The sequence below is a fragment of the Chromohalobacter sp. 11-W genome (assembly GCF_029889905.1).
In the GTDB taxonomy this organism is placed as follows: domain Bacteria; phylum Pseudomonadota; class Gammaproteobacteria; order Pseudomonadales; family Halomonadaceae; genus Chromohalobacter.
In genome coordinates this window covers 246821-258305 of the sequence record NZ_JARANZ010000002.1, presented here as the reverse complement: position 1 = coordinate 258305, position 11485 = coordinate 246821, and the positions used below count along the sequence as shown (strand labels likewise).

Here is an 11485-nt window from a genome sequence, read left to right as displayed (position 1 = left end):
CCTTTTTCGTGGAGCGGTGTATATGTCGCGAGTAGTTCTATTCATTATTAGTTCTATTCGCTATTCGCTATTCGCTCTATTCACTGATGTAACCAATTGCGCAGTTTGAGCAGCAGCAACTCGCCATCGCTGAGGGTGGCGCGTTCGATGAGCAAGTCGATCAGCGTCGCGGGACGGTCGGTGATGATATTGTCGACGCCCATATCGATGTAACGCGACATGTCACGGGCGCTGTTGACGGTCCAGACATGCAATTCGCGGCCGCTGTCATGCACCATGCTGACGGTGCCGGCATCGGCGCGGGTGTGACGCAGGCCGATGATGTCGGCCGGGGTCGAGGTCAGAGCGCCGGGCAACAGGAATTGAACGAACAGCGTGGTATCGATATCGGGGGCATAGTCTTCGACGTCGCGAATCACCGTCGGCGATAATGACGCGATTACCGCGCTGTCGGCGATACCGTAACGCCGCAAACGTTCGACGACCGCCTCGATGAGCGCCTGCTCGTTGCCGGGGATGGGCTTGAGCTCGACGTACAGGCGCGACTTGCCATGCGCGAGGCCAATCACCTGATCGAGCGTTGCCAAGCGTTCATCGGAAAATTCATCCCCGAACCAGCTACCGATATCGATATCGCGTGTTTCCTCCAGCGTCAGGTCGTTGATGTTCAATGCCTGGCCGGTGAGGCGTTCCAGCGTCCGGTCGTGAGAGAGGACGACATTGCCGTCGCGCAATAGCCTGACGTCCAGCTCCAGGTAGTCGGCGCCTTCCTGAATGGCTTGGCGCATCGCCGCCAGGGTGTTTTCCGGTGCCGCCATCGAACTGCCGCGATGGGCGGTGACGGTGACATCGTCGCGCAGTTGGAAGTCGCTCAGCACCCATCCCGCTTGGAGCAACGCGAAGGCCAGCAAGACGGCCTCGGCGGCCCAGGCCCACCATCCCGACTGCTGGGGGGCCGGTGAGTCCGCGACACCGAGCATGCCGCCGCCCAAGCGTCGATAGAGATTGGCCACCAGCAGGCTATTGGCCGCGACCCCCAGAAACGTCACGGCGATGATCGAAAGCGTATAGGCCGCCACGTAGACCAGCATGACGGGAATGAGTAGCGAGATGCGATCCGGTAGGTGGCTGATCAGCGGCGATGCCAGGCTATTGAATAGGATGCTGAACAGGACCGGCAGCGCCGCGACACCCAAGGCGAATGTCAGCGCCAGAGCCGTGATGCGCGCGTGTCGCCCCCTGGTTAGCGCACGGCTGCGTGTCAGCGCCTGGAGTGGGGAAAGCCGGTCGAGTACCAGAGCGGGTAGTGCCAGGAACCAGCGCGCATAAAGCAGTGCTTGAAGCCAGAGTGCGATGAGTGCCAGGCCGCCGCCGAGCATGGCGAAATACCATAAGGCGGGGGGCTTCATGCGCATCACGACGTAGAGCTCGGCATCGCCGAGCAGGGCGTCATAACAATAGGCGGTCAGCAGCGCAAACGGGACGACGAGTAGCAAGTGGGCGCCGACCTGCAGGAATGTGAGCCCGGCGATATCCGGAAAGCGGCGACCGATTTGCCACAGTGTATTCATCGTTGCCCGGTAGCGCCCCGGCCTGGGCGCGGCGACCAACCGCATCATGCCGCTTTGCTGCAGGAAGATCAGCAGGAAACTCAGGCCCAGTGCCACGAGACCCCAGGCAAGGCCCAAAGGAGACAGCGCCATGTCGGCGATCTGGGCATTACTGAGTGCCTGACGATGGAAGGCATGCAGCAGACTGGTCAGGGTCCAGGTCGTCAACGGCACCAATACGGCCGTGGCGAGGACGGTGAAGAATAGATGAAAAACCAGTAACGCTCGTCCCTGAGCGCGCAATTGGGTCGCAATGTCACCCAGCAACGTGCGGGTGGCGAGCATGACAACTCCTTCGTTTCCTCTCAGGATCTTGCTAGGCTCGCATCGTCGCTCGCTGCTGGCAAATAGCAGTGCTATCAGTCGTCTAGCGTTAACGGCTCATGGGCAATCACGATTCCGTTGTTGTCGGCGTAAAGCCACTGCCCCGGGGCGATCGTCACGCCGCCGAAAGTGACGGGAATATCGCGCTGGCCCTCGCCACGTTTCTCGCTCTTGCGAGGGTGCGTGCCAAGCGCCTGGATGCCGATTGGAGTCTCGTTGAGAATGTCGACATCGCGTACGCAACCATGGACGATGATGCCGGCCCAGCCATTGTCGACGGCTTTGGCGGCCAGCATGTCGCCCAGCAGAGCGCAACGCCAGGAGCCGCCGCCATCAACGACCAGGACGGCACCATCGCCGGGTTCGTTGACGGCTTCCTTGACGCGCGAGTTATCCTCGAAGCACTTGACCGTGCGTACTGGCCCGTAGAAGGCGTCGTGTCCGCCGACATTGGCCAACGATGGCTCGATCACCTTGACGTCGGGATAGGCGTCACAGATATCGGGAGTGATGATAGTGGGCATGCTGTCTCCTCGCCTGTGCGGCGTTCGCTGAAACAGGTGTCATCATGCCATGCTCTGAGCATCGCGCCATTGCGGCCTTGGGGGGAGAAGAACTAGCAAAATGACAGGAAGACGCCGGGCGCGGCCCGGCGTCTTGTACAGCGATGCCCGCAGAGGCGTTCTTTAGAACTGCCAGCCCACGGATGCGGAGAAGGAATCCACCTGGTAGTCGCTATCGAAGTCGTAGCGCTCGTATTCAGCGCGCACCAGGAAGGGCGTGAAGTTGAATTGCGCGCCGGCACCGTAGACCGGGTCCACGCCATCGTTGTCCTTCAGATCGGTACTGGCGCCGCCGAGATTGCCGTCGACGTCGGTTTCCCACTTCGCCATGCCCGCCTTGGCGAAAAGTTCGAACCAATTCGTGATGGGCAGCTTGCCGACGAGGCTGACGCCGTAGGCTTCTGACTCGAGGTCGGTATTGGCTGTGTCGTTGCCCTTGAGCTCGACACGTCCGAGATCCGCATAGAACGCCTCAGTGGCGAAGTAGCGGTTGAAGTTGTAGCCGACGAAGCCCTTGAAGCTGTTGTCGTCATCGTCGACATCGAAGTCCTCGCTGCCCGACTCGATAAAATCGTCAACGTCGCCGTCATCGTTTTCCAGCGAGCTGAAGCCGGTCCCGACGCCGAAGTACAAGCCTTCGGGGCTGGGAGCGGCCATGGCATTAGGTGCGAAGACGAGAAGACTCGACGTGGCCACGGAAGCGGTGATCAAAGTCTTGAGTGTCATGGGGTTCTCCTTGATTTTCTCATCACGACGTACCTTTTGTGTGCCGGCCTTGAGGCGCGGCATCGGATGGTCGGAATGTCATGGCATCCTGCCGTCTCATCCCATACCCGTATGGAATGGGGCGCGAACGAGCGTTTCATATCTAAGCGTCTGTCCGGCCCACTGACAAGGCGAACAGTGTTAAAAAACGTATTCGGGCGTTGGTATATGGAGACACCATAAAAAAACACCCCGCATTGGCGGGGCGTTTCGGTGACCTGCACTCTTTCTCAATAGGCGAGCATTGGAGACGAGTGGTCAGGCTTCCTCGGCGACCGGAATCACGTTCGCGGCCGCGTTCTGGAACTCTTCGATTTCATGAAAGTTCATGTAGCGGTAGATTTCACTCGCCATGGCATTGAACTCACTCATGTAACCTTTGTATTCCTCGACGCTCGGCAAGCGTCCCTCGACGGCCGCGATGGCGGCCAGCTCGGCGGAGGCAAGATAGACATTTGCACCATCGCCCAGACGGTTGGGGAAGTTGCGCGTGGAGGTCGAGACCACTGTGGACTTGGGCGCTACGCGTGCCTGATTGCCCATGCACAGCGAGCAGCCCGGCATTTCCATGCGTGCGCCAGCGCGCCCGTAAATGCCGTAATAGCCCTCTTCCGTCAACTGATGTTGGTCCATCTTGGTGGGCGGCGCAAGCCATAGCCGGGTCTTCAGACTGCCGGGAGGCTGTTTCTCGAGCAGTTTACCGGCGGCGCGGAAGTGGCCGATGTTGGTCATGCACGAGCCGATGAAGACTTCGTCGATCTGCTCGCCGGCGACCTCGGAGAGCAGTCGCGCGTCATCGGGGTCGTTGGGTGCGCACAGCACGGGTTGGTCGAGTTCGCTCATGTCGATCTCTATCACCGCGGCATACTCGGCGTCGCCATCGGCACGCATCAGGCTGGGATCGGCCAGCCATTCCTGCATGGCTTGAATACGACGCTCCAGCGTGCGGGCATCGCCGTAGCCATTACTGATCATCCACTTGAGCAGAGTGACGTTGGAGTTCAGATACTCGGCGACCCGCTCCTCGCCCAGAGTGATCGTGCAGCCAGCGGCGCTGCGTTCGGCGGAAGCGTCGGAGAGCTCGAACGCCTGTTCGGCGGTGAGGTCCTCGAGGCCTTCGATTTCCAGAATGCGGCCTGAGAAGAAGTTCTGCTTGTTCGACTTCTCGACGGTCAAGAGGCCGTCTTTGATAGCGTAATAGGGAATCGCATGCACCAGGTCGCGCAGTGTGATACCGGGCTGGCGTTCGCCCTTGAAGCGCACCAGCACGGATTCCGGCATATCCAGCGGCATGACGCCGGTGGCGGCGGCGAAGGCGACCAATCCCGAGCCCGCCGGGAAGGAGATGCCCATCGGGAAGCGGGTGTGGGAGTCGCCGCCGGTACCGACGGTGTCTGGCAACAGCATGCGGTTGAGCCACGAGTGGATAATGCCGTCACCCGGGCGCAGCGAAACGCCGCCACGGTTCATGATGAAGTCGGGCAGGGTGTGGTGAGTCTCGACATCGACCGGCTTCGGGTAAGCCGCCGTGTGACAGAAGGACTGCATCACCAAGTCGGCCTGGAAGCCGAGGCACGCCAGGTCCTTGAGCTCGTCGCGGGTCATCGGGCCGGTGGTGTCCTGCGAGCCGACGGTCGTCATCTTGGGTTCGCAGTACATGCCCGGGCGTACGCCGCCCATGCCACAGGCCTTGCCGACCATCTTCTGCGCCAAGGTGAAGCCCTTGCCGGTGTCGATCGGCTGTTCGGGCTTGCGGAAGACATCGGAGCCAGGGAGGCCGAGTTCGTTACGCGCTTTCTCGGTCAGGCCACGGCCCACGATCAACGGAATGCGGCCGCCAGCACGCACCTCATCGAGGATGACCTGAGTCTTGAGTTCGAAGGTGGAGACGACCTCGTCGCTGCCGTGGCGCGTCACCTTGCCTTCATAAGGATAGACATCGATGACATCGCCCATCTCGAGCTTGGAGACATCCATTTCGATGGGCAGGGCGCCAGCATCTTCCATGGTGTTGAAGAAGATCGGTGCGATCTTGCCGCCGAACACGAACCCGCCGGCGCGCTTGTTAGGCACGTTGGGAATGTCGTCGCCGAAGAACCAAAGCACGGAGTTGGTGGCTGACTTGCGCGACGATCCGGTGCCCACGACGTCGCCGACATAGGCGACCGGGAAGCCTTTCGCCTTGACCTCGTCGATCTGTGCGATGGGGCCCTTGCTGCCTGGTGCTTCCGGCGTAATACCCTCGCGCGGATTCTTGAGCATGGCATTGGCATGCAGCGGGATATCGGGGCGCGACCAGGCGTCCGGCGCGGGGGAAAGGTCATCGGTGTTGGTTTCGCCCGGCACCTTGAACACGCTCAGCGTGACTTTTTCCGCAGGGGCCGGCTTGGCCAGGAACCATTCGGCCGCGGCCCAGGATTCGAGCACGGCTTGCGCGATGGCATTGCCGTTCTTGGCACGTTCGGCGACATCGTGGAAGGCATCGAACATCAACAGGGTGTGCTTGAGCTGTTCGCCGGCTTCCTGGGCGAGGGCGTCATCGTCGAGGAGTTCGACCAGGGTGGCGATGTTGTAGCCGCCTTGCATGGTGCCCAACAGCTTGACCGCGTGCGTCTTGTCGATCAGCGGCGACGTCGCCTCACCTTTGGCGATGGCGGTCAGAAAGCCGGCCTTGACGTAAGCGGCTTCGTCCACGCCGGGCGGGACGCGGTTGGTGAGCAGCTTGAGAAGCGTTTCTTCCTCGCCGGCGGGCGGCGCCTTGAGCAACTCGACCAGTTCGGCGGTTTGCTCGGCGTTGAGCGGCTGGGACGGCACGCCTTCGCGCGCGCGCTCCTCGGCATGTTGGCGGTAGGCTTCAAGCACGTTGGGACCCTCGTCAGTCATCGAAACCAGGGCGGGGGCGATGCGCGTGGCGATTCCTCGCACGCGCACGGCAGACACGACCTGGGGCAGGTTGTCACCGGTCTAAATAGGCAGCGAGATTCTACTCGAAACTGTCGACAATGTTAAGAAGGCCTTCTGTGCCGGGCGTTGAGAGGAAGGTCAAAGGCATGCCATGCGCGGCGGTCGCTGTAGCGGCGCGCTCGCGATATCATGAGTGCTCGGGCAAAAGGGAGGTGAGATGGCCGCCAACGAGAGCAAGGCAAAGCGTATCCAGTCGCCATGCGTGGGATTGTGCTCGACGACCGTCGGTGATCGCGTATGCCGTGGTTGCCAACGTACAGAGGACGAAATTCGCGACTGGTTCACGCTCGACGCTGAGGCCCGAGCAGCGCGAATCCAGGCATTGGATGCGCTGCGTGTGCGGGTCGCCTCACGCTTCCTGCACGTCGACGATCCGGCATGCCTGGAGGCGCAATTGATACGTCACCAAATTCGCTTTCGCAGCGACCAGCCATCGTTGTCACGCGCCGTAGAACTGCTGCGTGTGGGGCGTACGCGCATGCAGGATTTGAGTCGCTATGGACTACGACGTCATGCAAGCGTCGCGCGACTCGCGCCCGATGCCTTGTACGCGGCGCTGCAGGAAGCGTTGATGCAGGAGGCGCTCCACCGTCTGACGACAGCGCCGACCGAGCCTTCCGTTTAACTTTCATGACCGCTCAGAGGGTGTTTACAAAATAGGCGAGCGACGTCCTTTTGTAAGCATCCTCTCACCTGATAGAAGAAAGCCATGTCCACTGACGCAAACGCCTTGCTACCCCAGGAACTGTTGAACTTCTTGCCGTGCGTGACTCCGGATGCCTGGATTCAGGCAGCGCTGGCGCATCCGTCGCTATTGCTCATCGATCACGCTCAATGCGAAAAAAAGGCGGCATCCACGGCGATGAATCTGATGTATCGCTATGTCGAGCATACTGAGTTGCTGACCAAGATGTCGCAGCTAGCTCGCGAGGAGCTCTTGCATTTCGAGCAGGTGGTCACCTTGATGCGCGCGCGTGGCGTGCGTTATCGCCAACTCAGCGCCTCGCGCTATGCAGCGGGGTTGCGGCAGCATGTCGGCAAGGACGATCCGCAACGGTTGGTCGATACCCTGATCGTCGGCGCCTTCATCGAGGCACGCTCCTGTGAACGTTTCGCGTCTCTGATCCCTTTTCTGGATGATGAGCTTGCCAAGTTCTATCGCGCTCTGGTTAAGTCGGAAGGACGCCATTACGAAGATTACCTGGCGCTGGCGCAGCAGTACGCCACGCAGGATATCGCGCCACGTATCGCGTTTTTCGCCGAGCGTGAGCGCGAACTGATCGAATCACCGGATACCTGCTTTCGTTTCCACAGCGGTGTGCCGTCGGTAGCGTGATCGCGCTCGCCGACGGCACCGGCCCAATCAGGGTATGACGACGATGACTCAGGACACCCCGGTACCGCCTCGATTGACGCTTTTCGGGCATTTTTCGATGACGTTGGGGGGTGCCACGCTCACCCAATTCAGCTATGACAAGGTCAAGGCGTTGTTGGTCTACCTGTTGCTCAACGAGCAAGCGGCCAATCGCGCCGGGCTGGCGGAAATGCTGTGGCCCGATCAAGGCCTGTCGTCGGGACGCACCAATTTGCGTCATGCGCTGCATTGCCTGCGGCAACGTCTCGGCGATGAAGCCGAGTCGGCCTTGACGGTCTCGCGTCAAAGCATCGAGTTGCGCCTGGAGTCGCATTGGGTGATGGATGTGCGTCGCCTCGAGACGCTGCTGCAAGCGCCGCCCGAGATCGGGGCCATCGATGAGTTGCTCACCTTGTATCGCGGCGACCTGGTCGAAGAGCTGCACTTGCCGCAGTGCAGTGAGTTCCAGCGCTGGCTGGTCAAGGTGCGCGGCGAATGGCGCCAACGCATGATCGCCTATATCGAGCATGCGTTGGGTGAGGTCGATGATGTCTCCGAGGAGATATTGCGTCAGTTGGTGAGCCGTTTCTCGGGGTATGGCCCCTTTCATGAGCGTCTGGTGCGCCAGCTAGCCGAGAAAGGGCAGATTGCCGCCGCGCATGAGCAGTTCAATGCTTATCTGGAACTGCTGGCGCTGTCCGGCCAGCAGCCCGAAGCTGAGTTTTTACAGCTGGCGCGCTACTGGTCGGGTGGCGCGCAACCGACGGTGCCCACCTCGCCCCAGGGCGCTTTTTCGCGGACCGTGGCGCTGGACAGTGCCCCCGTGCGCGAAGACGAGATCGACTATCGCCAGCTATCGGTGATGGCGATTCGCCTGCACTTGCAGGGCGATTGGCAGGAGCGTGCTCAGGGGCACGCCTGTCTGCTCCTGCAGGTGGAGTTGATGCGTTGGTTGGAGCGCCAATGCCATCTATTGGGTGGGTTCTGGCTGCCTGGCGCCACCGGCGGACTAGGGCTAGCCTGCTTCGGCACCCACGGGCCGACACACCAACTGGCCGAGCTGGTGGCATTGTACGAACATTGCCGCCGCCAGTTGCCCGAAGAGGTCCAGCGTCACTGGTCGGGTGGCGATCCGGCGCCGCGTTTTGAACTGGCCGCGGGACTCAACAGTGGGCGTGGCTTGTATCTGCCCGAACGCCGCTTGGCCGATCCCCTGGGGCAGGTGACGCAACCGGCGCTCGAGCTCATGAGCGCCGCCCAGGGCAGCGAACTGGTGATTTCGCAAGAGGCGAGCCAGCACATGCCCCCCGCGCTGGATCTGCAGCCGCGCCTGACAACGCGCTTGCTGGCCGCCGATGGACGCGTGCGCCTGCGTGCGTTGGTACTGGGGGTCGACGAAGGCGGACGCGATGCCACGCCGCCGAGCTTGATCGGACGCGAAGCGGCACTGCGACAGTTGCGTGATGCGCTGGCCCGAGTGGTCATCGGGTTGCGCCAGAGCGTGCTGGTGCAAGGTGCGCTGGGCATGGGCAAGTCGGCGTTGCTGGTAAGCTTCCGGCAACTGGAGCAAAGCCAGGAGATCGCCTTGTGCTGGCAGCCGACGACCCGATTGTCGACCCAGACGCCTTACGGGGTGGTGCGCTCGCTATTGCGCTGGTATCTCGACCGAGATGTCGATGGCTCAACGCTGGCCGCCTGGTTGGCCAATGAGCCGGCGCTGGACGAGTCGCGGCGCGAGGTGCTCAACCATGCGCTGAGCGATGGCGGTGACGGCGACATCGGTGAGAGTCTCGAGCCGGTCACGCAACTCTTCCATTCGCTGATAGAACGTATCACCGCGAGCCGCCCACTGGCCTTGGTCATCGACGACCTGCAATGGCTGGATGAGCTCTCGCTCAAGGTATTGCTGGCATTGCAGGCACGCCTGCCGATCAATGTCCCCTTCATGCTGATTGCCAGCCACCATGGGCGCGAGGCGCTGCCGGTGCGACTCAATTGGGACCAGCACATCGTGTTGGGACGCCTGGACAGCACACAGTCGTCACGCTTGCTGGTACAACTGGCCAAGCATTATCGGCTGCACATCAGTCCGCGTCTGCGTGAGCAGCTCATCGAGCGTTGCGACGGCGTGCCGCTTTACTTGCAGGAAATTTGCCGGCGTCTCGACATGGATCGCCGCGAGGGGCGGCGTGTCCAGGTGGATGAGTTGCCACGCGGGTTGCTGGGGCTTCTTTCCAGCCGCATCGAGCAGCTCGATGCCGACCGCGATGTGGCCCATGTCGCGGCAGTGCTCGGGCGCCAATTCCGGGTCACCTTCTTGCGCGAATGCACTGGGCTCGGCGAGACACGCCTCAAGCAGGTGCTCGATCACATGCAGCGCCTGGAGATCATCGAGCCTTGTCATGGCGATAGCCCGTTCGACTACCAGTTCGTTCATCAACTGTTGCAGGAAGCCGCGTATCTTTCCTGTCCTCGCGATGTCAGGGAGCGGCTACATCACCAGGTCGTCACGCTCATCGAGGAGCGCTTTCCGGCCTTGATTGGCCAGCATCCGGGGTATTTTGCGTCTCACTTGCGTCGTAGCGGCGACCATGCGCGGGCGGCGCGCTACTTCGAGCTTGCCGCGCGGGCCGCTCTCAAACTCAGTGCCAACCGCACGGCGCTTCAGATGGCCGACTCTGGCCTGGAGTGCCTGCAAGATCTCGCCTCGCAGGAAGAGCGCCATATCAGCCTGTTGACGGTGCGCGGCCAGGCTGCCTTTGCACTCGAAGGGCACGGTTCACCCACGGCGCATGAGAGCTTCGTGCGCGCCAAGGATATGCTGGCAACGCTGGAAACGCGGCGCGTCGAAGACGACGAACCGGATGACGAGCAACCGTTCCTGGTGACTTGGGGACTATGGGTCGGCTGCAGTCAGCGCCATGCACATGCCGATGCGTTTGCACTGGCGGCGCGCTTGTCGACATTCGCCGAGGGCCTCGTCGATCCGCGCTACCAGCGCCTGGCGGATTACGCGCGTGCGCATTGCGAATATTGGGCGGGACGCGTGCGCCATGCTTTCGAGCATCTCGAGGAAATCGATCCGTTGCATCAGCCGATGGTGCTCGATTGGCTGCCATTTTCCGATCATCCGCAGATCGCCGCGGCTTGCTATCATGCCTGGGCCTTGTGCCTGCGCGGCGATTATTTGCGTGCCGAGCAACAGATCGAGGCGGCAATACGCCTGGCCGAGTCGATCAAGCATCCTGGCTCGTTGGCACTGTCGTTGATTTTCGCCGCGGCGTTGTATCGCCAGTTAGGCCATGTGCACATGGCGGCGACACGCGCCGAACGCGCGTACGAAGTGACGTCGACGCCGGATCTGCATCTCTGGCATTACGCGGCGCAAGGCATTCTCGGTTGGTACAAGGCGATGAGCGGCGACCCCCAGGGCCTGGAGTTGCTCGAAGAAAGCATGGAGCGGGTGACCGAGGCCACGGGGCAGGATCGTTATCAGCGCCCTTTGCTGTGGTACGGCGATGCATGCTTGGCGCTGGGAGAATATGCCCGGGCCGAGGACTATCTGGACCAGTGCTTGATGGTCGCGCGTGAACGCGATTCGTTGTATTTGCCGGAGCTGACCCTGCAAATGGTGCGTGTTCGCCATGCGCAGGGGCATGCACCTCAGGACGTGCGTCGTTTGGCCGAACAGGCCTATCGCGTGGCGAGCGAACAGGAAAATCGGCATCACCAGATCAATGCCTGCGAAGTCTGGCTCACGCTAGTCGATCCCGATGATGACGAGATGCGGCAACGCTTCCGCCAATTGCTGGGCCAGGTCTCGTTGACCGACGCCCCGATGCTGGTGCGCTGGCAACTGGATCGTGCCTTCGAGCCGCAGCACGAGCGGACATGATTGCAAGCTC

The 11485-nt window shown here is 61.6% G+C and carries 7 protein-coding genes; 3 read left to right on the top strand and 4 right to left on the bottom strand.

The genetic code is table 11. The annotated features are described in order from the left end of the window. Nucleotides 1-80: 80 nt before the first annotated feature. The 4 genes from OP494_RS03990 to acnB all read right to left on the bottom strand — a co-directional run bounded on the left by OP494_RS03990 (nucleotide 81) and on the right by acnB (nucleotide 6124). Entirely contained in the window at nucleotides 81-1895 is a 1815-nt protein-coding gene (locus OP494_RS03990; protein WP_280539427.1) for a glycerophosphodiester phosphodiesterase, read from the bottom strand. Between the two features lie 74 nt (nucleotides 1896-1969). After that, nucleotides 1970-2458, bottom strand: a complete 489-nt coding sequence (gene rraA, locus OP494_RS03985; protein ID WP_280539426.1) for a ribonuclease E activity regulator RraA — start codon at nucleotides 2456-2458, stop codon at nucleotides 1970-1972. 162 nt (nucleotides 2459-2620) lie between these two features. Further along, on the bottom strand, nucleotides 2621-3223 hold the full coding sequence (locus OP494_RS03980) for a porin family protein (RefSeq protein WP_280539425.1): 603 nt from the start codon (nucleotides 3221-3223) through the stop codon (nucleotides 2621-2623). Between the two features lie 297 nt (nucleotides 3224-3520). Next, complete coding sequence (gene acnB / locus OP494_RS03975; RefSeq protein ID WP_280539612.1) at nucleotides 3521-6124, bottom strand: bifunctional aconitate hydratase 2/2-methylisocitrate dehydratase; 2604 nt, start codon at nucleotides 6122-6124, stop codon at nucleotides 3521-3523. A gap of 259 nt (nucleotides 6125-6383) precedes the next feature. Between acnB and OP494_RS03970 the strand changes: the two genes are divergently transcribed. From OP494_RS03970 to OP494_RS03960, 3 genes are all read left to right on the top strand, one after another. Beyond that, nucleotides 6384-6851: a DUF1289 domain-containing protein gene (locus OP494_RS03970; protein WP_280539423.1), complete on the top strand. Its 468-nt coding sequence runs from the start codon at nucleotides 6384-6386 to the stop codon at nucleotides 6849-6851. 84 nt (nucleotides 6852-6935) lie between these two features. Beyond that, complete coding sequence (locus tag OP494_RS03965) at nucleotides 6936-7562, top strand: tRNA-(ms[2]io[6]A)-hydroxylase (protein WP_280539422.1); 627 nt, start codon at nucleotides 6936-6938, stop codon at nucleotides 7560-7562. Nucleotides 7563-7605: 43 nt separating this feature from the next. Beyond that, complete coding sequence (locus OP494_RS03960; RefSeq protein ID WP_280539421.1) at nucleotides 7606-11475, top strand: AAA family ATPase; 3870 nt, start codon at nucleotides 7606-7608, stop codon at nucleotides 11473-11475. Nucleotides 11476-11485 lie beyond the last annotated feature (10 nt).

What these genes read in the sequence shown, in the direction of transcription:
- OP494_RS03990 (WP_280539427.1), bottom strand. Translation starts at nt 1,895, where the DNA reads ATGCTCGCCACCCGCACGTTGCTGGGTGACATTGCGACCCAATTGCGC.
- OP494_RS03970 (WP_280539423.1), top strand. Translation starts at nt 6,384, where the DNA reads ATGGCCGCCAACGAGAGCAAGGCAAAGCGTATCCAGTCGCCATGCGTG.
- OP494_RS03980 (WP_280539425.1), bottom strand. Translation starts at nt 3,223, where the DNA reads ATGACACTCAAGACTTTGATCACCGCTTCCGTGGCCACGTCGAGTCTT.
- OP494_RS03965 (WP_280539422.1), top strand. Translation starts at nt 6,936, where the DNA reads ATGTCCACTGACGCAAACGCCTTGCTACCCCAGGAACTGTTGAACTTC.
- rraA (WP_280539426.1), bottom strand. Translation starts at nt 2,458, where the DNA reads ATGCCCACTATCATCACTCCCGATATCTGTGACGCCTATCCCGACGTC.
- OP494_RS03960 (WP_280539421.1), top strand. Translation starts at nt 7,606, where the DNA reads ATGACTCAGGACACCCCGGTACCGCCTCGATTGACGCTTTTCGGGCAT.